The sequence below is a fragment of the Streptomyces sp. NPDC002104 genome (assembly GCF_053593795.1).
The window spans coordinates 15,916-38,824 of the sequence record NZ_JBSFDF010000027.1; the positions used below are offsets into that span (position 1 = coordinate 15,916).

Below are 22,909 nucleotides of genomic sequence, written 5' to 3' on the forward strand. Positions count from 1 at the left end.
CCACCCAGAGGGGAAAGCAATGACCCTGAACGTGAAGGAACGCCGCAACAAGGCGGGCACCGTACTCGTCGCCACCGGCGAGATCAACAGTGAGACCTCCGGATCGCTGCTGCAGAGCCTGCTGCCGCTGGTCCGCGAGGGCCGGCCGCTGCGCATCGACCTGACGGCCGTCACCTACGTCTCCAGCGCCGGGCTGCGCACGCTGCTCGTCGTCTACCGCGAGGCCCAGCACGCCGGGGTCGCCGTCACCCTCTACGGGGTGAGCGAGGAAGTCCGGTTCGTCATGTCGGCCACCGGGTTCCTCGACTTCTTCTCCACCGGCGAGGCCGAGGCGGCCGCCGCCAAGGCCGCCGCCAAGGCCGCGGTCAAGACGGCCGCCAAGCCCGCCGCCGCCCGGGCCGCGCGATGAGCGAGTCGTCGTCCGAACAGGTGCTGCGCGTCGACGCGTACCCGACCCACGAGGTGGGCGGGTACCGCGTCCGCGCCGGCAAACCGTTCCCCTTCGGGGCCAACGTGGTCCCCGGCGGGGTCAGCTTCTCCGTCTTCTCCGACCAGGCCACCTCCATGACCCTGGTCATCTACAAGCGCGGAGAGCCCGAGCCGATGGCCGAGCTGGAGTTCCCCCAGGAATTCCGCACCGGAAGCGTCTTCGCGATGACGGTCTTCGGCCTCGACCACGAGAACATCGAGTACGGCTACCGGGCCGACGGACCCTACGACCCCGTCACCGGCCACCGCTTCGACGCCCGCCAGGTGCTCTCCGACCCCTACGCCCGGCTGATCGCCGGCCGCGACGTGTGGGGCGTGGAGCCGGACCGCAGCCGCGGCTACCAGTACCGCTCCCGCGTCTGCCTCCAGGACTTCGACTGGGGCGACGACACCCCGCTGGGCACGCCCGCCGAGGACCTCGTCGTGTACGAGACCCACGTGCGCGGCTTCACCCGCCACCCCTCCTCCGGGGTCACCGCCCCCGGCACCTTCGCGGGGCTGCGGGAGAAGATCCCGTACCTGAAGGAGCTCGGGATCAACTGCATCGAGCTGCTGCCGGTGTTCGAGTTCGACGAGAGCGACAACATGCGCTCCAACCCGGAGACGGGCGAGCAGCTCTTCGACTACTGGGGCTACAACACCGTCTCCTTCTTCGCCCCCAAGGCCGGCTACGCGGCCACCGGACGCTACGGCATGCAGGGCGACGAGTTCCGCACCCTGATCAAGGACCTGCACGCGGCCGGCATCGAGGTCATCCTCGACGTCGTCTTCAACCACACCGCCGAGGGCAACGAGCTGGGCCCCACCATCTCCTTCAAGGGGCTCGACAACGCCACGTACTACATGCTCACGCCCGAGGGGTACTACTTCAACTTCAGCGGCACCGGCAACACCGTCAACTGCAACCACCCCGTCGTGCGCAACTTCGTCCTCGACTGCCTGCGCCACTGGGTCGCCGACTACCACATCGACGGGTTCCGCTTCGACCTCGCGGCCATCCTCGGCCGCTCCGCGGACGGCACCCCGCTGCCCAACCCGCCGCTGCTGGAACTGCTCGCCTACGATCCCGTCCTGCGGCACACCAAGCTCATCGCCGAGGCCTGGGACGCCGGCGGCCTCTACGAGGTCGGCAACTTCCCGGCGTACGGCCGCTGGGCGGAGTGGAACGGCAAGTACCGCGACACCGTGCGCAGCTTCCTCAAGGGCGACCCCGGGGTCACCGGGGAACTCGCCACCCGCGTCGCGGGATCGCCCGACCTCTACTCCACCCGCGGAACCTCGGCCTCGGTCAACTTCCTGACCGCGCACGACGGTTTCAGCCTGGCCGACCTGGTCGCGTACAACGACAAGCACAACGAGGCCAACGGCGAGGGCAACAACGACGGCGGCAACGACAACGCCAGCTGGAACTGCGGAGCCGAGGGACCGACCGACGATCCCGAGGTCAACGCGCTGCGGCTGCGCCAGATGAAGAACGCCCTGGCCATCCTCTTCACCAGTCAGGGCATCCCGATGCTGCTGTCCGGCGACGAGGTGGCGCGCACCCAGCAGGGCAACAACAACACGTACTGCCAGGACAACGAACTGTCCTGGTTCGACTGGAACCAGGTCGACGAGAACTCCGAACTGCTCCGGTTCACGCGGGAGATGATCGCCTTCCGCAAGCACCACCGCGAGCTGCGCTCCACCCTGCACCCCACCGGACAGCTCCGCGACAGCCTCGGGCTGCCCGACATCAGCTGGCACGGGGAGCGGGCCTGGCAGCCCGACTGGTCGGCGGACAGCCGGCTGCTGGCGGTGGCCCGCTGCGGCACCGGTGACGACGACGTGGTGTACGTGGCCATGAACTCCCACTGGGAAGCGCACGACCTGGAACTGCCCGCCCTCCCGGGCGGCCGCAGCTGGCACCTCTTCGCGGACACCGGGGCCCCGGCCCCGTACGACATCCGCACCCCCGGCGCCGAACTCGAACTGGAGAACGCCGGCAAGTACCTGATCGGTCCGCGCTCGGTCGTGATCCTCGTCGGCCGCACGCCCGACACCGAGCTCTAGCCCCGCCCCCGTACGAAGGAGACCTGACATGCCGCTTTCCGTGTCCCTGAGCATCGAGGGCGACACCACCGTGATCGAGCTGGAGGGCGAACTGGACGCCAAGACCGCGCCGGACTTCCACCAGACCATCGAGAAGGCCGCCGGCCACGGCACCAGCACCGTCGAGATCCGCATGGCCGGCGTCGGCTACATGGCCAGCGCCGGACTGCGCTCCCTGGTCTTCGCCCAGCAGAAGGTGGGCAACCACGTCACCATCAAGGTGGTCGGCGCCATCGAGCCCGTCTCCCGGACCATCCGGACGGCCGGGCTCGACCGCAGCATCGTGCTCTCCGACGACTGACCCCGATGGACGAGGCGGTCAAGACGGCGAGGACGTCCGCCGAGCTCGAAGTGCCCGCCACCCTGGAGGCACTGGGCGACATCGCCGCGCTCGTCCTGCGGCTGGCCGGGAGCGCGGGCCTGGGCAAGGGAGCCTCGTACCGGATCCGGCTGGCCGTGGACGAGCTGGCCACCAACATCGTGATGCACGGGTACCGGGGCGGCGACGGACGGATCACCGTCCGCGGCCGCTCCGGCCCGGGCCGGGTACGGATCTCCCTGGAGGACCGCGCCCCGGCCTTCGACCCCCTCCGGGGGCGACTGCCGCCCGAACCGCACACCGCTCCCGAGCGGCGCCGGATCGGCGGACTCGGCATCCACCTCGCACTGACCAGCGTGGACGAGTTCGACTACGTACGCAGGGACGGCCGCAACATCAGCACGCTGACTGTGATGGCTGAGGGGACGGACCCATGCCCTCCACAACCGTGATCATCCTCGACGAGTACCCGCCACCTCCCCTGGAACTCCTCGGAGCACTGGAGGAGATGGGCGCGGCACTCGTTCCGCGCACGCTGGCCGAACTCCTGGCCGGCCCCCTGGAGGAGCTGCCCGAAGCGGACGTACTGCTCGCCCCGGCCCAGGCCGACGGGGAGTCCGTACGGACCGCCGTGCGCCGGCTGCGCCGCTGGGCCGGGGCCCCCATCGTCGTCGTCTGGACCGTGACGGAGTTCGCCGCCCTGGAGGAACACGTCCGGATCGGGCACGACTACCTCGTACCGCCCTTCCTGCCCGCCCTCGTCGGGGCCCGGCTGCACAGCTGCTCGGAGCGCGCCGGACTCGGCCGCACCCTGCGCGAAGCCGACGCCCGCGCCGAACTGATGGGATACGAGAAGGAGTTGGAGATCGGCCGCGAGATCCAGGCCGGATTCCTGCCGGAATCCCTGCCGGTCCCCGAAGGCTGGGAGATCGACGTGTGCTTCCGGCCCGCCCGGCAGGTCGCCGGGGACTTCTACGACGTCTTCGAGCTCTCCCGCGGCAGACGCCTGGCCTTCGTCGTCGCCGACGTCTGCGACAAGGGGGTCGGAGCCGCGCTCTTCATGGCGCTCATCCGCTCCCTGCTGCGGCACACCGCCGAGAACAGCGGCCTCCAGCACCTGGTGGCCGCCGGCCGGACCGGCAACAGCCGGCGCATTCCCGTGGTCGGCGCCACCCCGCTGCTCAACGCGGTCACCGCCACCAACGGCTACCTGACCCGCAACCACCTGCGGCAGGGCTACTTCGCCACCCTCTTCTTCGGGGTGCTCGACCCGCTCACCGGATCCCTCGTCTACATCAACGGCGGCCACAACCCGCCGCTGCTGCTGGACGGGGACGGCGGCGAGCCGCGCACGCTGGAGGTCACCGGCCCGGCCGTCGGAGTGCTCCCGGACTGTGTGTACACGCTCGGCTACGCACAGGTGAACCCGGGCGACACGCTCTTCGTGTTCACCGACGGAGTGCCCGAGGCGCGCTGCCCCAGCGGCGGCTTCCTCGGGGACGAGCGGATGCTGCAGCTGCTGTCCGGCCCCCCGGTCAGCGGCAGGGAGGTGGTTCATCGCATGGACACGGCCGTACGCGAGCACACCGGAACAGCCGAACAGCACGACGACGTCACCATGCTGGCCCTGCACCGGCCACGCGCGGCGCGGGGGCCGCACGCGGGCGGGGCCGATTGCCAGGTCGTGGCCTGATGACCCGGACCATCGTGGTGCACTCGTACCGCGGCGGTACCGGAAAGTCCTCGGTACTGGCGAACCTGGCCCTGCTCCTGGCGGGCGAGGGACGCCGGGTGGGGGTGATCGACACGGACATCCAGTCGCCCACCCTGGACCTGCTCTTCCGGCTCCGCCCCGGCCCCTCGCTGGCCGACTACCTGCTCGGCCGGTGCGAGATCGAGGCCGCCGCCCAGGAAGTCGTCACGGGCTGCGGCCGCACCCTGTACGTCGTACCGGCGCGGACCGGGACGGCGGCCCTGCGCGAACTCATGACCACCGGCTACGACGTGGGGCTGCTGCCCGAGGGCTTCGACCGGCTGGCCGTGCACCACGCCCTGGACGTCCTGCTGCTCGACACCCACGCCGGGCTCAACAACGAGTCCGTCACCGCGATGGCCAGCGCCGACGTCCTGCTCATCATGGCCCGGGCCGACCGGATCGACCTCCTCGGCGTCGAGGAGACCATCGCCCTGACCGGCCGGCTCGCCTGCCGGCGGACCCTGGTGATGAGCATGGCGCCCGAGGGCATCGACCGGGCGGCCGCCCGGCGGCGGGCCGAGAACGTCTACCGGACGCCCCTGGCCGGAATCCTTCCCTATGTTCCGGAAATGGCCGCACTCTACGGGGAACGCATATTCTCCGAAGCTCATCCCGACCATCCACTGGTCGGTGAATTCCGCACCATCATCTCGGCGTTGGACGCACGTGACGAAGTATCACGGGCCTGACGCCTCCCCCTTACGCCCCTAGCGGGGGGCGTGTTGAATCGGCAGCGAATCCAGACGGACCAAGGAGAAGAGTCATGAAGATTCTCGTCGTCATGACGGCCAAGGCCACGCTTCATCTGCTGGACGGGGAACAACACCCCTCGGGTTTCTGGGCCGAGGAATTCGCCGTTCCCTACACCCTCTTCAAGAACGCGGGCCACACCGTGGACGTGGCGACGATCGCGGGCGAGACCCCGACGGTCGACGCGACCAGCATCGACCCCCAGTTCCTCCAGTGGGTCCGCCCCCAGGGATCCGCCGACACGGACGCGGCCAGCGCGGCGGAGTACACCCGCGTCATAGAGAACACCCCGCAGCTGAGAAACCCGATCGCCCTGGAGAGCCTGGGCGAGAAGGACATCGCCGACTACGACGGGATCTACATCAGCGGCGGCCACGGAGCCATCGGGGACCTGCCCAAGTCCGACGAGCTCGCGCAGATCCTGCGCTGGGCCATCGCCCAGGACAAGCCCCTGGCCACGGTCTGCCACGGGCACACCGCCCTGCTGGCCCTGCGCGACGGCGAGGGCCAGTGGCCCTTCGCGGGGTACCGGATGACGGCCTTCTCGCACAGCGAGGAGCTCGTCACCAACATGGCCGGCCGCCTCCCGCTGATCCTGGAGGCCGAACTCACCCGGCTCGGCGCCCGCTACGAGAAGGCCGACGCGATCTGGGACTCGCACGTGGTGGTGGACCGCAAGCTCACCACCGGCCAGAACCCCTACTCCTCCAAGGCCCTCGCGGAGACGTTCTTACGTCAGCTCGCGCAGGGCTAGCCGCCCAGCCCCTCGCACCCGAAACCGGAAGGCAGCCACCGCCATGCCCCAGCGCGCGCTCAGCGACCAGCCTTTGGCCAACCCCGGGAAACTGTTCATCGGCGGCACCTGGGTCCCGGCCCAGGACCACCGCACCGAACCGGACATCAGTCCCGTGGACGGCCAGGAGATCGTGCCGGTGGCCCAGGCCTCCGCCGTCGACGCGGACGCGGCCGTGGCCGCCGCCCGCACGGCGTACGAGGAAGGTCCCTGGAGCAGACTGTCCGCCCAGGAACGCGCGCTGAGGCTGAACCGGGTCGGGGAGCTCATCGAGCGCGACCTGGAGGAGATCGCCCTGCTGGAGACGGTGGACATGGGCAAGCCGTTCGCCTTCTCCTCCACGGTCGACGCCCCCATGGCCGCCCAGCTCATGCACTACTACGCCGGCGCCGTGACCCGGGTGGACGGCTCCTCCCGGGCCCCGGCCGGCGGGCAGCTCGCGTACACCCTGCGCGAACCGCTGGGCGTGGTCTGCGCGATCACCCCCTTCAACTTCCCGCTGCTCCTGTCGATGACGAAGATCGCCCCGGCCCTCGCGGCCGGGAACACGGTGGTCCACAAGCCCTCGCCCGCCACCCCGCTGACCGCCCTGAAGATCGCCGAGCTGTTCCAGGAGGCGGAGATCCCGGACGGGGTGCTGAACGTCATCACCGGTCCGGGCGTGGAGCTGGGCGAGACCCTCACCGGACACCCCGGCATCGACAAGATCGCCTTCACCGGCTCCACCTCCGTGGGCCAGTCGATCATCCGCAAGGCGGCCGGCACCCTGAAGAAGGTGACGATGGAGCTCGGCGGCAAGTCCGCCAACATCGTCTTCGCCGACGCCGACCTCGACGCCGCCGAGGAACTCGCCTTCTTCGGCATCTACTACAACAAGGGCGAGATCTGCACCGCCGGCTCCCGGCTGCTGCTGCACCGCCCGATCCACGACGAGATGGTCGAACGGCTCGTGGCCCGCGCGGCCGCCCTGCTGCCCGGAGACCCGCGCGACCCGGCCACCCTCTTCGGACCGCTCGCCCACCGCGGCCAGTTCGACAAGGTCAGCTCGTACATCGAGGTCGGCGAGAAGGAAGGCGCCGTCCTGCGCACCGGCGGCACCGGCTGGACCCCCGAAGGGGCCTCCTCCGAAGGCCTGTACTTCCTGCCGACCATCTTCACCGGGGTCGACAACGGCATGCGGATCGCCCAGGAGGAGATCTTCGGACCCGTCCTGTCGATCATCCCCTTCGACACCGAGGAGGACGCCGTGCGCATCGCCAACGACAGCGCGTACGGCCTCGCCGCCGGAGTCCACACCAAGGACCTGCGGCGCGCCCACCGGGTCGCCTCGCAGATCAAGGCCGGCACGGTCTGGGTCAATTGCTACAACCAGTACGACCCCTCCGTGCCCTACGGCGGCTACAAGGCCTCCGGTTACGGGCGCGAGTGCGGCCCCGAGTCGCTGGAGAGCTACACCCAGACCAAGTCGGTCTGGATCGGCATGGACTGACGTCCCCGCCGACGGCCCGGACCGTGTTGCGGCCGTGTCCCGGCCGTGTCCCGGCCGTGTTCCGGGCCGACGTCCCGCGCTCGTACTGAGACCACCTGAGGAGCCCTCATGCGGATCGGCATCATCGGAACGGGCCGGATCGGATCGACCCTGGCCAGGATCCTCGTGGCGGCGGACCACCAGGTCGTGCTCGCCAACGCCCGGGGCCCGCAGAGCCTCGCGCCCCTGCTGGCCGAACTGGGCCCCGCGGCCTCGGCGGCGTACCCCGCCGAGGCCGCGGCCCGCTCCGAAGTCCTCGTCCTGATGCTGCCGTTCGACGGCGTGCAGGGGCTGCTGCCCCCGGAAGCCGTACGGGACACCGTGCTGGTGGACGCCACCAACGCCTTCGACGGCCCGGGCAACGCCCGGAACCTCGGCGGCCGGGGATCCAGCGAACTCGTCGCCGAATGGTATCCGGGGACCCGGATAGTGAAATCCCTGAACACCATGCATTTCGAGACGCTCGCCGTCGCCGGCACCGCACCGGGCCCGCGTCTGGCCCATTTCACGGCGGGCGACGACGGGAAAGCCAAAGAAATAGTCGCGGGAATCATCACGGATCTCGGATTCGCTCCCGTGGACACCGGTCCGCTGCACTCCGGAGGAATTCTCCAGCAGCCCGGCGGGCCCCTCTTCAACCGGCCGCTCACGGAAGCGCAGGCGCTGGCATGGACCTCTCACTGAACGTCAACGGAAGACCCGAGCAGTTCTCGGCGCAGCCGAACGAACTGCTCGTGGAACGGCTCCGCGAGGGCCTCGGACTGACCGGCACCAAGGTCGGCTGCGACACCGGCCAGTGCGGCACCTGCGTCGTCCGCCTCGACGGCCGCTCCGTCAAGAGCTGCCTGATCCTCACCGCGGCGGCCGCCGGCTCCGCGGTGACCACCATCGAGGGGGTCACCACCCCCGGCGGTGAACTCACCGGCCTCCAGGAGGCCCTGCGCGAGGAACACGGCACCCAGTGCGGCTTCTGCACCCCCGGGATGGTCATGGCCCTGGGGGAACTGGTCGACAACACCTCCGACCGCGAAGCGCCCACCGAGCCCGAGATCCGCGAATGGCTCACCGGCAACCTGTGCCGCTGCACGGGCTACCACAGCGTCGTACGGGGCGTGCAGCGCGCCTGCTCCGCGGCCCGCGCGCAGGTGCCCGTGGAGCAGGGCACCGCGCAGCCGGCCACCGCCGCCGCGTCCGGACAGGAGGGGTGAGGGAGATGACCGCAGTCACGGGGGAGACCCCGCTCCAGGCGCCGGTCCAGGGCAACGGCCTGCTCGGACAGCCGCTGGACAGCCGCGAGGACCCGCAGCTCCTGCGCGGCGAGGCCACGTACGTGGGAGACATCGACCTGCCGGGCACCGCCCACATGGCGATCCTCGGCAGCCCCGTCGCCCACGCCAGGATCCTCTCCATCGACACCAAGGCCGCCGAGCAGCTGCCGGGCGTGCTGAAGGTGGCCACCGCGGCCGATTTCACCGACGTCATGCCGCTGCCCTGCATCTGGATACCCGGCGGGGTCGAGAGCCACTTCCCGCCCCACCCCTACGGACTTCCCGGCTCCCGCCCGGTGCTGTCCGGCGACACCGTGCGCCACGTCGGCGACCCCGTCGCCGTGGTCGTCGCCGAGACCCCGCGCCAGGCCGCCGCCGCGCTCACGGCCATCTCCGTCGAGTACGAACCGCTGCCCGTGGTGACCCGCGCCGACGAGGCCCTCGCCGAGGGCGCGCCCCAGCTCCACGAGGCCGTCCCCGGCAACCTGAACGCGTACTGGACCTGCGGCGACAAGGACCGCACCGACGCGGCCATCGCCGCGGCCGAGGTCACCGTCGAGCTGGACCTGGTCAACCAGCGCACCATCAACAGCCCCATCGAGCCGCGCGGCGCGGTCGGCGACTACAACCCCGCCACCGGCGAGTACACGCTGTACGCCTCCACCCAGGGCCCGCACAACCACCGCTTCCTGCTCTCCGCGCTGGTCCTCGGCATCCCCTTCAACAAGCTCCGCGTCGTCGCCCCGACCGTCGGCGGCAGCTTCGGCACCAAGGGGTACCTGTACCCCGACATGCCGCTGGTCCTGCTGCTCTCCAAGGCGCTCGGCCGGCCCGTGAAATGGGTCGACACCCGCACCGGGCTGATGAACTCCACCGTCCAGGGCCGCGACCACCGCCAGCACGTCACCCTGGCCGGCACCCGCGACGGCCGGATCACCGCCGTGCGCTGCACGAGCTACGCCAACCTCGGCGCCTACCCCTCGACCATCGGCCCCGGCGTCGCCACCGCCCTGATGGGCCGCTCCATCAGCGGCATGTACGACATCGACGCGGCGTTCTGCGAGGTCTACGCGGCCTTCACCAACACCGTCTCGCTCGGCGCCCAGCGCGGCAGCGGGCGGGCCGAGGCCGCGTTCCTGATGGAACGGCTCGTGGACCGCTACGCCTCGGAGATCGGCATGGACCCGGCGGCGGTGCGCCGCCTGAACCTGGTGCCGAAGGAGAAGTTCCCGTACGACAACGGGCTCGGCTGGACCTACGACTCGGGCGACTACCAGCTCAACTTCGACCGGGCCATCGAGCTCTCGGGCTACGCCGACATGCCCGCCCGCAAGACCGAGGCCCGCGCCCGCGGCAAGCGGCTCGGTGTCGGCATCGCCTCCTACGTGGCGATCTGCGGGGTCGGCCCCTCCACCCGGATGTCCAAGGAGGGCATGCTCGGCGGTACGTGGGAGAGCGCGAACATCCGGGTGCACCCGACCGGCGAGGTCACCGTCACCGTCGGCTCCGCCTCCACCGGCCAGAGCCACGGCACCGTCTTCGCGCAGGTCGCCGCCGACGAACTCGGCATCGACCCGGCGACGGTCCAGGTGTACGAGGGGGACACGCTCAAGGCCCCGTACGGGCAGGGCACTTACGGCTCGCGCTCCTACAGCATGGCCGCGCCGGCCATCGCCCTCACCGCCCGGAAGATCAAGAGCAAGCTGGTCAAGGCGGGAGCCGTCTTCCTCGGCGTCCCCGAGGACAAGGTCGTCTACGCGGACGGCAAGGTCTTCGAAGAGGGCAACGAGGAGAACACCAAGACCTTCGCCGAGCTGGCGATGGCCATGTGGTACGGCTGGGGCCTGCCCCCCGAGATCGAGCCCGCCCTCGACGAGACCACCCACTTCGACCCGCCGGACTTCAACTACCCCTTCGGGACGCACGTGGCGGTCGTCGAGATCGACGAACTGACCGGCGAGACCGAGGTGGTGGCCTACACCGCCGTCGACGACGCGGGGAACATCGGCAACCCGAAGATCGTGCTCGGCCAGATCGAGGGCAGCATCCTGCACGGCCTCGGCCAGGCCCTCATGGAGCACGCCGAGTACGACCCGGACGGGCAGCTCGTCAGCCGCGACCTGAACCACTACGCGCTGCCGCGCGCCGCCGACGCACCCTTCTTCACCCTCGACAAGACCACCACGCCCTCCCCGCACAACCCGCTCGGGGCCAAGGGCGCGGGCGAGATCGCCACCGTGCCGCCCGCCGCGGCCGTCGTCAACGCCGTCGTCGACGCCCTGTCCGACCTGGGCGTGCAGCACATCGACATGCCCGTCACCCCCGAGAAGGTCTGGCGCCGCCTGAGAGGGGAAGCCCAGTGATCCTCACCGAGTTCGACTACGTACGCCCCGTCGGCCTCGACGAGGCACTGACCCTGCTGGCCGGCCGTCCCGGCGCCCGGGTGCTGGCCGGCGGGCAGAGCCTGCTGCCCGGCCTGCGCGCGGGGGAGGAGCGGGCCTCCCTCCTCGTCGACCTGCGCCGGCTGGAAGAGCTCCGCGGGATCGAGCCGGTCCCCGGGGGGCTCCGGATCGGCGCCCTGACCACCCTGGCCGAACTGGCCGCCGACCCCCTGGTGCTGGCCGGGGCCCCGGAGATCGCCGCCGCGGCCCGCGCCAACGGCGACCCCCAGGTCCGCAACCTCGGCACCGCCGGGGGCAACCTCGCCGCCACCGGCCGGGCCACCGACCTGCCCGTCGCCGCCCTCGCGGCCGGCGCCACGGCCGAACTGGCCGGTCCCGGCGGGGTGTCCACGCTCACCGCCGAGGAACTGGCCGCCTCCGGGGTCCCGGCGGGCAGGGTCGTCACCGCCCTGCTCGTCCCGGTCGTCGCCGGCGGCGGCGCCGCCTTCGAGAAGACCGCCGACCGGGCGACCCGCTACCCGGTCTGCGCCGTCGCCGTACGGATCACCCCCGACGGGCCGCGCATCGCGGTCACCGGGGCCACCGCCCGCGCGCAGCGGCTGCGCGGGGTCGAGGAACGGATCGGCGGGGGGCCGTACACCACGGAGAACGTGCTGGCGGCCTTCCGCGCCGAACCCCGGGAGCTGTTCGTCCCGGGGCGCGGCACCTCGGCCGAGTACCTCGGCCACCTCGCGGGCGTACTCACCGCCCGCGCGCTCACGAGGGCCGTGCAGGCACCCGCCTGACCGCCCACGACGGGGGAGTTGAAGCAGTGGAACCGTTGCCCACGACAGCACGGACCGCGCCGTCCACGACCACCACGGGGGTCCCCTTGCGTCCAGCCGCCGGCGCCGCGGGCGCACCGGGAAGCTCCGGCTTCTGGGTGGTGGGCGCGGTCCTCGTCCTGCTGATGCTCTCCTCCTCCGTCCCCTCGGCCCTCTACGTGCTCTACCAGCAGGAGTGGGGCCTGTCCTCCGGCATGATCACGGTGGTCTTCGCCCTGTACGCCGTCACCGTGCTCGCCGGACTCCTGCTGTTCGGCTCCCTGTCCGACACCCTCGGCCGGCGGCCCGTCCTCGCCGCCGGGCTGGTCCTGGCGATCGTCGCCATGGGGCTGTTCGCCTCGGCCCAGGGGCTCGGGCTGCTGCTCGCCGCCCGCGCCGTGCAGGGGCTGGCGGTGGGCCTGGCCACGGGGGCCATGGGCGCCGCCCTGCTGGAACTCGCCCCGAGGTCGCGGCCCGCGCTCGGCGCCCAGGTCAACAGCGCCGGCCCGACGGTGGGCATCGGCCTCGGCGGCATCGGGGCCGGGCTGCTGGTGCAGTACGCACCCGCTCCGACCGTGCTGACCTACCTGCTGCTCGTGGGGGCCTTCGCCGTCTCCCTGGTCGGCGTGGCCCGGATGGCGGAGAGCGCGCCGGGGCGGGCCACGGAGGGCGCGGCCGGGCGGGCGGCGGGGAGTGCGTCCGGGCCGGCGCCACGGGGCCGTTTCACGCTGGCCCCGCACCGGATCCACATCCCCGCCGCCGTGCGCGGCCGCTTCGCCGTGCTGATCCTGACCATCGTGGCCGTCTGGTCGGTCGGCGGGTTCTACCTCTCGCTCGGCCCGCACCTGGCCCTGTCCCTGCTCAAGAGCACCAACTACCTCGTCGGCGGAGCCACCGTGGCCCTCCTCGCCGGAGCCGCCACCGCCGCCCAGCTCCTGCTCGGCCGCACCGAGGCCCTGCGCACCGCCGTCCTCGGCCTGCTCGGGCTGCTGAGCGGGCTGGCCCTGGTGCTCCTCGCGCTCGGGCTCGGCTCGGCCCCCGTGTTCCTGGTGGCCACCGCCGTACTCGGAGCCGGCTGGGGCGCCGCCTTCCTCGGCTCCTTCCGGGCCCTGAGCGCCCTGGCCGAACCGGCCCACCGGGGCGAACTCACCGCGGCCGTCTACGTGTTCGCGTACCTCGCGATGAGCGTGCCGGCGGTGCTGGCCGGACTGCTCACCAACATCCACGGACTGCACCGCACCTCGGTCGGCTTCATGGCCACCGTCGCCGCGGTGTGCGCCCTGGCCCTGCTGGCCACCCTGCGGCTGGCGGCCCGGAACAGGACGGAAGGGAGCACCGCATGACCGGAGCCCCGGACACGGCCGCGCTGCGCACCGCCCTGCGCGGGCTGGAGATCTTCGAGGGCCTCACCGAGGAGCAGCTGGACTGGCTGGTCTCGGTCTCCGCACCGCGGGTGCTCGCCGACGGGGAGGTCCTGTTCCGCGACGGGGAGGAGGCCACGGGCTTCCACGTCCTGCTCTCCGGGGGCCTGGTGGTCACCAAGGTCGTCGACGGCCGCGAGGAGGTCCTGACCCGGCACTCCACCGAGGAGGAGAGCGCGGCCGCCGAGGACCACGACGGAAAGCCCTCGGCCGCCCACCGGTTCACCGGCGAGCTGCCGCTGCTGACGGACGGGGCGTACGTGGCCACGGCCGCGGCGAGCGGGCCGGCCACCACCGTGGTGGCGTACGCGAAGCCGGTCTTCTTCGAGATGCTGACCCGCTGCCACGGGGTGGCCGCCGTACTGATCCCCGTGCTGGCCTGGCGGATCAAGTCCTCCGAGGTCCAGGCCCGCAAACGGGCCACCGTCGAGGCGCTGGGCACCCTGGCGGCCGGCCTCGCCCACGAGCTGAACAATCCCGCCGCCGCCGTGGCCCGGGCCGCGCAGGAACTGGCGCCCGCCCTGGACCAGCTCACCCGCACCGCCCGGGCCTGGGGCGCGGCCGCGACCGGCGCCGAGTGCGCCGTGTTCGACCAGCTCGCCGAAGAGCTGGACAAGGCGGCGCCGCCGGAGGTCACCGATCCGCTGGCGCAGGCGGACGCCGAGGAGGAGATCGCCGACTGGGCCGAGGAGGCGGGCGCGGAGCGGGCGGGACTGCTCGGCTCGGGCGTCTCCGACCTCGGACTGAACCTGGGCGGGCTGCTGGAGCGGCTGGAGGGGGTCGGCGAGCGGGCCCTGCCGGCGGCCCTGGACCATCTGGCGGCCCTCCTGGAGATCCGCTCGCTCGCCGCCGAGCTGCGGGCGGCCGGTCCGCGGATCTCGCAGCTGGTGGCGGCCACCCGCGATTACGCCAATCTCGACCGGGCCCCCGAGCAGCGGTTCGCGGTGACCGACGGGCTGGAGAACACGCTGGTCGTCCTGCGTGCCAAGCTCGCCGGCATCGGGATCGTGCGCGCGTACGACCCGGACCTGCCCGAACTGACGGGCTATCCCAGCGAGCTGAACCAGGTGTGGACCAACCTGGTCGACAATGCCGCGGCGGCCATGGAGGGCGCCGGCACCCTCACCCTGCGGGCCCGGGTCGAAGGCGTCTGCATGGTGGTGGAGATCGCCGACACCGGCTCGGGCATCCCCGCGGAATCCCTGCCGAGGATCTTCGAACCCTTCTACACGACCAAGGACGTGGGGAAGGGCACGGGACTCGGTCTCCACCTCAGCTACCGCATCGTGACCCAGCGCCACCACGGTTCGATCACGGCCCGCTCGCGGCCGGGGGAGACCCGGATGACCGTCCGGCTGCCGCTGTCCGGGACCGATCCGTCCTGCGCCGCGCCGGCCGCGGCCACGGAACCCACCGATCCACCCACACGGAAGAGTTGAAAGGGAGTCGACATGCCCAAGTACGACATCTCCACGCTGCACCCGGTGTTCGTCCGGCAGATGGACGCGCTCGCCGCGCTGGACATCGAGGCCGTCATGAAGAACTACACCGACGACGCCGTGCTGTTGCGCTTCGAGGGCGTCTCCGTCGGCATCGACGCGGTGCGCGAGACGTTCACCGGGTACCTGACGGTGAAGCCCACCCTCGTGGAGTTGCAGGAGTACGTCGAGACCGACGACACGATCTTCTACCGGGCGATCATGAACCTGAACGGCGAACCGGAGCACGCGTTCGGAACGCTCGTGGTCCGGGATGGCCGGATCTGGCGGCAGACTGCCGGATTCGGCGGCTGATTGCGGAAATCTGGGTAGCGTGTGCGGGGAGGGTGGGGATGTGCACCCTCCCCGTATGTGCGACAGCCGTAGATATATGCAAGAAGCGTGAAGGGGAGGTCATGGAAACGGAAACCGGCCGGGTCGAGGCATTCAGTGATGGCGTATTCGCGGTCATCATCACCATCCTTGTCCTGGAATTGAAAGTTCCGGAAGAAACCGGCTCCGACTTCTGGCACGGAGTGCGCGAACAGTGGCCGCACTACGCCGCTTATGTGGTGAGTTTCCTCATCATCGGCGTGATGTGGGTGAACCACCACACCATCTTCAGTCACATCAAGCGCGTCGACCGCCCTTTGCTGTTCCTGAACCTCCTGGTGCTGATGGTGGTATCGGTGGTTCCGTACACCACCAATGTGCTCGCCGAACACCTCATGGAAGAAGGCGGATCGGCCAACGACGCGGCCGTCCTCTACAGCCTCCTCACCGTGGCCTACGCCCTGGCCTTCCTGGCCTTCTGGTGGTACGTCACCCGCGTCGGACACCTCTTCCACGACCAAGTGGACAAGGACGGCGCACGAGCCACCAGGGTCCGCTTCGGTCTGGGTGCCATCGCCTACCCGTGCACCGTCGTCCTGGCGTTCTTCTCGGCTCCGCTCACTCTCGTCGCACACTTCCTGATCGCGCTCTACTATGCGGCGAACCAGATCCCCATCCCCCTCGTGGTAGAGGAAGAGCGGCTCGAAACTGCCAGCGACCTCAGGAAGTAGCCGCCGGGACCTACGGCCGTTCTCCGCGGCCAAGTAGGGTAATGGATCTAGCTGGTCGCGGGGGAGGCCCAGATGGCTCGAGTAGTCCTGCCGGAGGAATCCACGAAGGAAATCTCCGAATTGATCGACGTACTGATCTCGCTCTTCTTCGAGTCGTTACCCCGGCGGGACCAGCGAAACTGGGCCCGCGTATACCTGAACGGCCTGGTGCAGACGAACGGCAAGAAAACAATTCGTAACATCGCCGGAACCGGGGCCAGTTCCGTCGAGCAGAGCCTCCAGCAGTTCATCAGCAAATCCCCCTGGGACTGGACCCCGGTCCGCCGCTCCCTCGCCCAGCACCTGGAACGCACCGCGCAGCGCCCGCTGGCCTGGGTGGTGCAGCCCATGGTCATCGAGAAGGCCGGCGACCGGTCCGTCGGCGTGGGGCGGCAGTTCGTCCCCCAGCTGGGCCGCACCGCCAACTGTCAGCAGGCCAGCGGGATCTGGCTGACCTCCAGCGACGCCGGTTTCCCCGTCGAATGGACCCTCACCCTCCCCGGGCCCTGGACGGCGGAACTCCTGCGGCGCCGGCGGGCCGGCATCCCCGACACCGCCCGCTCGCTCACCCCCGCCCAGGACGCGGTGCACGCGGTCCAGCGGATGGCCGCCACCTGGCAACTCCAGCGGCGGCCCGTGGTGATGGAGGTGTCCAACACCGAACTGCCGCAGTGCATCGAATCGTTCGCCATGCAGGACATCCCCTTCGTATTCAAAGTGGACGGCACCCTGCCCGTCTCCTTCGGCGGGGCCGGCCGGCACAAACCCGGACCGCACACCGCACCGGCCCGTGAGCTCATCGACTCCCTGCGCTCCCAGCGCCGGGTCGTCGAATGGACCCGGCACGGCCGCGCCGAGGGAGCGGTCACCCTGCTCACCTCGGCCGCCATCTTCGCCACCCCCGGCGAGGACCGCCTCGTACCGGCGCCGCCCACACCGCTGCTGCTCGTCGGGGCCTGGACCGAAACCGCCCTGCTGCCCTCGGAGTTCTGGATCACCAACATCGGGGACCGGCCGCTCGCGCAGCTGTTCCTTCTCGCCAAGCTCACCGACCGGGTCGCGCTCGACTTCACCGAGGTCTGCGAACCCGCCGGCATCCGGGACTTCGAGGGCCGCTCCTTCCGCGGCTGGCACCACCACGCCACCCTCGCCAGCGTCGCCCACGCCGCGATGCTGCTGGGCGCGCGCGGCCGAAGCCCCCACCCGTCACAGGCCGAGCCGTACCCCGGCCCGGTCCGCACCGCGCCCACCCGCGCGATCGCCGCCCACGCCGCCGGACCCCCCGTCCTGCCACCGAGACCGGTCCTCCCCGGGCAGAGCCCGCGCCGCGAGTTCATCCGCTGATGCTCGACATAGCCGAAGAGCTACGCGCGTGGTGCGCCGCCGGACGGGACTTCGCCGTGGCCACGGTGGTCGCCGTCAGCGGCAGCGCGCCGCGCGGCCCCGGCGCCTCACTGGCCGTCGACGCGAGCGGCACCGCACTCGGCTCCCTCTCCGGGGGCTGCGTGGAATCCGCCGTGCACGAGCTGTGCCTGGAGGCGATCGGCTCCGGGGACAGCAGTGTGCACCGCTTCGGATACAGCGACGACGACGCCTTCGCGGTCGGGCTGACCTGCGGGGGAGTCCTCGACGTCCTGATCACCCCGGTGCGCCGGCTCGACCCGGTGCGGCCCGTCATCGGCGCCGTGCTCGACGCGGCCTGCGGCGGGACCCGCTCCGCGCTGGGCCGGGTGGTCTGCGGGCCGCCGGAACAGCTGGGCCGGGCCATCGCCGTGCACGCCGACGGTTCCTACGAGGGCCGCCTCGGCGGGGGCGCCGAGCTGGACCGGGCCGCCGCCGAGCGGGTCCGGGGCTGGCTCGCCGCCGGCCGCACCGGCACCGCCGAGCTGGGCACCGCGGGCGGCCTGTGCGGGCAGCCCCTGACCCTGCTCGTCGAATCGGCCGCCGAACCGCCCCGGCTCCTGGTCTACGGGGCCATCGACTTCGCCGCCGCCCTCACCCGCGTCGGCGCCTTCCTGGGCTACCGGGTCACGGTGTGCGACGCCCGGCCCGTCTTCGTCACGGCGGCCCGGTTCCCCGACGCCGACGAGGTGGTCGTGGACTGGCCGCACCGGCACCTGGCCGCGGAGTGGGAGGCCGGCCGCCTGGATTCCCGTACGACGGTGTGCGTACTGACCCACGACGCCAAATTCGACGTCCCGCTGCTCGCCCTCGCGCTCGGGCTGCCGCTCGGGTACGTCGGAGCCATGGGCTCGCGCCGCACCCACGAGGACCGGGCGCGCCGGCTGCGCGCCGAGGGGGTGGCGCCGGCCGCGCTGGCCCGGCTGCGCTCACCGATCGGGCTCGACCTCGGCGGGGCGACCCCCGAGGAGACCGCGCTCGCCATCGCCGCCGAGTTCACGGCCGTCCGGTACGGCGGAACGATCCTTCCGCTGGCGTGGAGCCAGGGTCCCGTGCACGGCCCGGCCCAGGGTCCCGTGCACGGCCCGGCCCAGGGTCCCGTGCACGGCCCGGCCCAGGGTCCCGTCCAGGGCCCGGCCCATGGGTTCGTCCAGGGCAGGGCCGACCCGCCACTGCCCGCCCGGAGGGCCAAAGTCCCGTAGGAACCGACCATCCGGCCCCACATGTCATGGACGTTTCGCCGGGGCGGTGTGAACTCCAGGTCGTGTGAGAATGAAGTACGTGCGTTCCTCGACTGCCCTGTCGGGGTCACCTCCGAACGACTGGGATGTTCTGCACGTGCGTTTCCTCAATGACCTGAAGCCGCCGTACGACCTGACGTACGACGACGTATTCATGGTGCCGAGCCGCTCCGCGGTCGGTTCCCGCCAGGGCGTCGACCTTTCCGCGCCTGACGGCACCGGCACCACCATTCCGCTGGTCGTGGCCAACATGACCGCCATCGCCGGCCGCCGGATGGCCGAGACGGTCGCCCGCCGCGGCGGCATCGTCGTCATCCCGCAGGACATCCCGATCGACGTCGTCACCGACGTGATCTCCTGGGTGAAGACCCGCCACCTCGTGCTCGACACCCCGATCACGCTGGCCCCCACCCAGACCGTCGCCGACGCGCTGTCCCTGCTGCCCAAGCGCGCGCACGGCGCCGGCGTGGTCGTCGACGCGGACGGCCGCCCGGTGGGCGTCGTCACCGACCACGACCTGACCGGCGTGGACCGCTTCACCCAGCTCTCCGAGGTCATGTCGAAGGAGCTCCTGCTCATCGACGCCGACATCGACCCCCGCGAGGCCTTCACCAAGCTCGACGCAGGCCACCGCAAGCTGGCCCCCGCCGTCGACAAGGACGGCAGGCTCGTCGGCATCCTCACCCGCAAGGCCGCGCTGCGCGCGACCCTGTACACCCCCGCCACCGACGCCAACGGCAAGCTGCGCATCGCCGCCGCCGTCGGCATCAACGGCGACTTCGTGGAGAAGGCCAAGCAGCTGCTCGACGCGGGCGTCGACACGCTCGTCATCGACACCGCGCACGGCCACCAGGAATCGATGATCAACGCGATCAAGGCCGTCCGCGCCCTCGACCCGCAGGTCCCGATCGTGGCCGGCAACATCGTCGCCGCCGAGGGCGTCAAGGACCTGATCGACGCCGGCGCCGACATCATCAAGGTCGGTGTGGGCCCCGGCGCCATGTGCACCACCCGCATGATGACCGGCGTGGGCCGCCCGCAGTTCTCCGCGGTGCTGGAGTGCGCGGCCGAGGCCAAGAAGCACGGCAAGCACGTGTGGGCCGACGGCGGCGTCCGCCACCCGCGCGACGTGGCGATGGCGCTGGCCGCCGGTGCCTCGAACGTCATGATCGGCTCCTGGTTCGCCGGTACGTACGAGTCCCCGGGCGACCTGCAGCAGTCGGCCGACGGCCGCCTGTACAAGGAGTCCTTCGGCATGGCCTCCGCGCGCGCGGTCCAGAACCGCACCTCGGAGGAGTCCTCCTACGACCGCGCCCGCAAGGGTCTCTTCGAGGAGGGCATCTCCACCTCGCGGATGTTCCTGGACCCGGCCCGTCCCGGCGTCGAGGACCTGATCGACTCGATCATCGCGGGCGTCCGCTCCTCCTGCACCTACGCCGGTGCGGCCTCCCTCGCGGAGTTCGAGGAGAAGGCCGTCGTCGGCATCCAGTCCGCGGCGGGCTACGCCGAGGGCAAGCCGCTGCACGCCAGCTGGAGCTAGTCACCGCCTCACCACTGCGCCGGGGTCCCCGTGGGGGCCCCGGCGCAGTGCTGTCCGCCGTTCGTTCTGCCGTTCTGCCGTTCTGCCGCTCTGCCGCTCTGCCTTTCTGCCGAGCTGCCGCTCAGCCGTTCTGCCGCGCCGCCGCCCGTCCGAGTGCTGCGCTAGCGCCCCGGCCCAGACTGGCGGCCGCCGACGACGCGTCGTGCTGCCCCAGGCCGTGGAGAGGTGAAGACAGGTGGACGCATTCAGCCGGGACTTCGGGCGGACTTCCTTCGTACCGCCCGAGGCGGTGGTGCGGGAGGACGAGGGCGACACCGTGGCGCGGGCGATGCGGGAGGCGGCCGCGGCGGGCCGGGACATGACCGTCCGCGGAGCCGGCCGCTCGACCAACGGCCAGACGCTCTCCCCCGGGGTCGTCATCGACAACTACCGCCCGCAGGCGGCTCCGCGGTTCGTGGGGGACGAACACCTCGTGGAGGTCCCGAGCGGGATCACCTGGCTCGCACTGGAGAAGTGGCTCAACCGCCACGGCCGCTCCAACCCCGTCCTCCCCAGCTACCTCGACATCACGGTGGGCGGGAACCTCTCCATCGGGGGATTCGGCCTCGCGTCCTGCCGCTCCGGAATCCAGAGTGACCAGGTGCACGAGATCGAGCTCGTCGACGGGACGGGCCGCTCGCGCCGGTGCTCCGAGCGGGAGAACCCCGAGCTGTTCCGCTACGCCCTCGGCGGCCTGGGACAGGTGGGATTCATCAGGAAGGTGGTCCTGAGGACGGTTCCGTACCGGCCCGTCACCCGTGCGGCCCGGATCGAGCACACCGGCCTCGCCGACCTCACGGAATTCATGATCGACGGCGTCCAGGAACCGTGGGTGTCGAGCTTCTTCGGCATGTACGACCGGGCCGCCTGGTACTCGCACGTCTCGCTCACCGACGACGCGCCCGCGCCCGCGGATCCGGCGCAGGAGTTCCTGGTCCCGGACTACATGCTCTTCAGCCACGGCGAAACCGCGAAGCACCTCCACCACCTGCTCGAAGAGGACTCCCACGCGAACATGTGGGTGGACCACGTCTTCGACGAGGAGGGCTTCCGGCTCTTCACGAAGAAGGTGGAGGGCATGCTCGACGCGTACCCGCTCTCCGAGACCCTGGTCGCCCTGTACTTCCTGGTGATCCGGCGCCCCGAAGCGGCCACGCCCTTCGTCCTGGCACCCGTGGTCGACGCCCCGGTCCAGTACCTCATCGGCATCTTCACGGCGGCCGCGACGGCCGATTCCCGCGGGATCTCCGAGACGAAGCGCGTCCTGCGGGAACTGCTGGAGGCCTGCGCGGAGGCGGGCGGCCGGCCGTACCTCTACGGCACCCACGACTTCGACACGGACCTGCTGGAGCGCATCTACGGAGCTCCGGCCCTCCAGCGCCTGCGGGAACTGCGCGAGGAGCACGCACTGACCCACTTCGCCCGCCGGGCCTTCGGGGACGTACGGCCGTAGGGCCCCGGTGGCCCCGGGACCCCGGTGGCGGCCGAACGCCGGCCGGGCCGCGGAATCCCGGCGCCGTCCCCGCCCGCGGACCGACGGGCGGGGGCGGGTGCGCGATGCCACGCTGGTCGTACCCGATCCGCGAAAGGCAGTCGTCATGATCACCACTGACTTCGTCCCCGGCTCCCCCTGCTGGCTCGACCTCGGCGCACCCGACGTCCCCGCCACCGCGGCCTTCTACGGAGCCGTCCTCGGGTGGGACTTCGAGTCCATGGACGAGGGGGAGGACATGGAAGGCGGCATGTTCCGGAAGGACGGGAAGGTCGTCGCCGGGCTGGGCAAGCTCACCGAGGAGGGCGCCCGCCCGGCCTGGATGATCTACTACAGCGTCCCCGACGCCGAGGCCACGACCCGCGCCGTTCGGGACGCCGGCGGCACCGTCCGGGTCGAGCCGAGGAAGCTGGACGCGTGGGGCACGATGGCGCAGTTCAGCGACCCGCTCGGGAGCCAGTTCGCCGTCTGGCAGCCGGGGGACAACAAGGGCGTCGACCTCGTGGACCAGCCGGGCTCGCTGTCCTGGACCGAGCTGTACACGAGCGACGCCGCGGCGGCCCGGGAGTTCTACGGGAGCGTCTTCGGCTGGCAGTTCAGCGACATGCGGATGCCGGGCGGCGAGGGCACGTACACGCTGATCACCCCCGCCGGGCAGCCCGAGGGGAGCATGCAGGGCGGGCTCATGGAACTCACCGCGGAGGACCTCGCGGTGGCGGGCGGACGGCCGTACTGGCACCCGGTCTTCCACGTCACCGACTGTGACGCCGCGGTCGCCGAGGTCACCGGGCGCGGGGGCAGCGTGCAGATGGGGCCCGCGGACGCCGAGGGCGTCGGACGGCTGGCCGTCTGCCTCGACCCGTCGAACGCCGACTTCGTGGTGCTGGACCCGTCCCGGGACTGAGCCCCTTCCCCCGGCCCCCTCCCTCGCGGCCCCGCCGCCGTCCGTCCGGACGGCGGCGGGGCCGTTCGCGTACCGCTCCGCGCGCCGCCGC

At 71.4% G+C, this 22,909-nt stretch carries 21 protein-coding genes; all 21 read left to right on the forward strand.

The genetic code is table 11. From position 1 onward, the window contains the following. The first annotated feature begins 19 nt into the window (after positions 1–19). The 21 genes from ACWCP2_RS22445 to ACWCP2_RS22545 all read left to right on the forward strand — a co-directional run bounded on the left by ACWCP2_RS22445 (position 20) and on the right by ACWCP2_RS22545 (position 22,818). Positions 20–409, forward strand: a complete 390-nt coding sequence (locus tag ACWCP2_RS22445; RefSeq protein ID WP_450910344.1) for an STAS domain-containing protein — start codon at positions 20–22, stop codon at positions 407–409. Then, entirely contained in the window at positions 406–2,541 is a 2,136-nt protein-coding gene (gene glgX / locus ACWCP2_RS22450; RefSeq protein WP_450910345.1) for a glycogen debranching protein GlgX, read from the forward strand. Before ACWCP2_RS22445 ends, glgX begins: the two co-directional genes overlap by 4 nt. Positions 2,542–2,569: 28 nt before the next feature. After that, a complete protein-coding gene (locus ACWCP2_RS22455; RefSeq protein WP_450910346.1) occupies positions 2,570–2,881 on the forward strand; it encodes an STAS domain-containing protein in 312 nt (103 codons plus the stop codon). Positions 2,882–2,886: 5 nt separating this feature from the next. Next, positions 2,887–3,351 (forward strand): ATP-binding protein, encoded by a 465-nt coding sequence (locus ACWCP2_RS22460; protein ID WP_450910347.1) that lies wholly within the window; start codon positions 2,887–2,889, stop codon positions 3,349–3,351. After that, entirely contained in the window at positions 3,333–4,592 is a 1,260-nt protein-coding gene (locus ACWCP2_RS22465; RefSeq protein ID WP_450910348.1) for a PP2C family protein-serine/threonine phosphatase, read from the forward strand. Before ACWCP2_RS22460 ends, ACWCP2_RS22465 begins: the two co-directional genes overlap by 19 nt. Beyond that, a complete protein-coding gene (locus tag ACWCP2_RS22470; RefSeq protein ID WP_450910349.1) occupies positions 4,592–5,344 on the forward strand; it encodes an AAA family ATPase in 753 nt (250 codons plus the stop codon). Before ACWCP2_RS22465 ends, ACWCP2_RS22470 begins: the two co-directional genes overlap by 1 nt. 74 nt (positions 5,345–5,418) lie before the next feature. After that, positions 5,419–6,159 carry a type 1 glutamine amidotransferase domain-containing protein gene (locus ACWCP2_RS22475; protein ID WP_450910350.1) on the forward strand — a complete coding sequence of 247 codons (741 nt, stop codon included), beginning with the start codon at positions 5,419–5,421 and terminating at the stop codon, positions 6,157–6,159. 43 nt (positions 6,160–6,202) lie between these two features. Next, positions 6,203–7,687, forward strand: coding sequence for an aldehyde dehydrogenase family protein (locus ACWCP2_RS22480; protein ID WP_450910351.1), 1,485 nt, complete (start codon positions 6,203–6,205; stop codon positions 7,685–7,687). Positions 7,688–7,795: 108 nt separating this feature from the next. After that, positions 7,796–8,410, forward strand: a complete 615-nt coding sequence (locus tag ACWCP2_RS22485) for an NADPH-dependent F420 reductase (protein ID WP_450910352.1) — start codon at positions 7,796–7,798, stop codon at positions 8,408–8,410. Beyond that, positions 8,395–8,934, forward strand: coding sequence for a (2Fe-2S)-binding protein (locus tag ACWCP2_RS22490; protein ID WP_450910353.1), 540 nt, complete (start codon positions 8,395–8,397; stop codon positions 8,932–8,934). The genes ACWCP2_RS22485 and ACWCP2_RS22490 overlap by 16 nt, the downstream gene beginning before the upstream one ends. Before the next feature lie 5 nt (positions 8,935–8,939). Further along, complete coding sequence (locus tag ACWCP2_RS22495) at positions 8,940–11,357, forward strand: xanthine dehydrogenase family protein molybdopterin-binding subunit (protein WP_450910354.1); 2,418 nt, start codon at positions 8,940–8,942, stop codon at positions 11,355–11,357. Further along, the gene (locus tag ACWCP2_RS22500) at positions 11,354–12,181 is read left to right on the forward strand and encodes an FAD binding domain-containing protein (RefSeq protein ID WP_450910355.1); all 828 of its coding nucleotides are present in this window, start codon (positions 11,354–11,356) and stop codon (positions 12,179–12,181) included. The genes ACWCP2_RS22495 and ACWCP2_RS22500 overlap by 4 nt, the downstream gene beginning before the upstream one ends. An 86-nt stretch (positions 12,182–12,267) precedes the next feature. Further along, entirely contained in the window at positions 12,268–13,542 is a 1,275-nt protein-coding gene (locus tag ACWCP2_RS22505; RefSeq protein WP_450910356.1) for an MFS transporter, read from the forward strand. Beyond that, a complete protein-coding gene (locus tag ACWCP2_RS22510; protein ID WP_450910357.1) occupies positions 13,539–15,059 on the forward strand; it encodes an ATP-binding protein in 1,521 nt (506 codons plus the stop codon). The genes ACWCP2_RS22505 and ACWCP2_RS22510 overlap by 4 nt, the downstream gene beginning before the upstream one ends. 12 nt (positions 15,060–15,071) lie before the next feature. Next, on the forward strand, positions 15,072–15,413 hold the full coding sequence (locus ACWCP2_RS22515) for a nuclear transport factor 2 family protein (protein WP_243334431.1): 342 nt from the start codon (positions 15,072–15,074) through the stop codon (positions 15,411–15,413). Positions 15,414–15,514: 101 nt separating this feature from the next. Further along, positions 15,515–16,162 (forward strand): TMEM175 family protein, encoded by a 648-nt coding sequence (locus ACWCP2_RS22520; protein ID WP_450910358.1) that lies wholly within the window; start codon positions 15,515–15,517, stop codon positions 16,160–16,162. Between the two features lie 72 nt (positions 16,163–16,234). Next, on the forward strand, positions 16,235–17,545 hold the full coding sequence (locus tag ACWCP2_RS22525; RefSeq protein WP_450910359.1) for an IS701 family transposase: 1,311 nt from the start codon (positions 16,235–16,237) through the stop codon (positions 17,543–17,545). Further along, entirely contained in the window at positions 17,545–18,804 is a 1,260-nt protein-coding gene (locus ACWCP2_RS22530) for an XdhC family protein (protein ID WP_450910360.1), read from the forward strand. The genes ACWCP2_RS22525 and ACWCP2_RS22530 overlap by 1 nt, the downstream gene beginning before the upstream one ends. Before the next feature lie 136 nt (positions 18,805–18,940). Then, on the forward strand, positions 18,941–20,383 hold the full coding sequence (locus ACWCP2_RS22535) for a GuaB1 family IMP dehydrogenase-related protein (RefSeq protein WP_243334437.1): 1,443 nt from the start codon (positions 18,941–18,943) through the stop codon (positions 20,381–20,383). A gap of 235 nt (positions 20,384–20,618) precedes the next feature. Further along, the gene (locus ACWCP2_RS22540) at positions 20,619–21,875 is read left to right on the forward strand and encodes an FAD-binding protein (protein ID WP_450910361.1); all 1,257 of its coding nucleotides are present in this window, start codon (positions 20,619–20,621) and stop codon (positions 21,873–21,875) included. Positions 21,876–22,020: 145 nt separating this feature from the next. Beyond that, entirely contained in the window at positions 22,021–22,818 is a 798-nt protein-coding gene (locus tag ACWCP2_RS22545; protein WP_450910362.1) for a VOC family protein, read from the forward strand. The last annotated feature ends 91 nt before the right edge of the window (positions 22,819–22,909 follow it).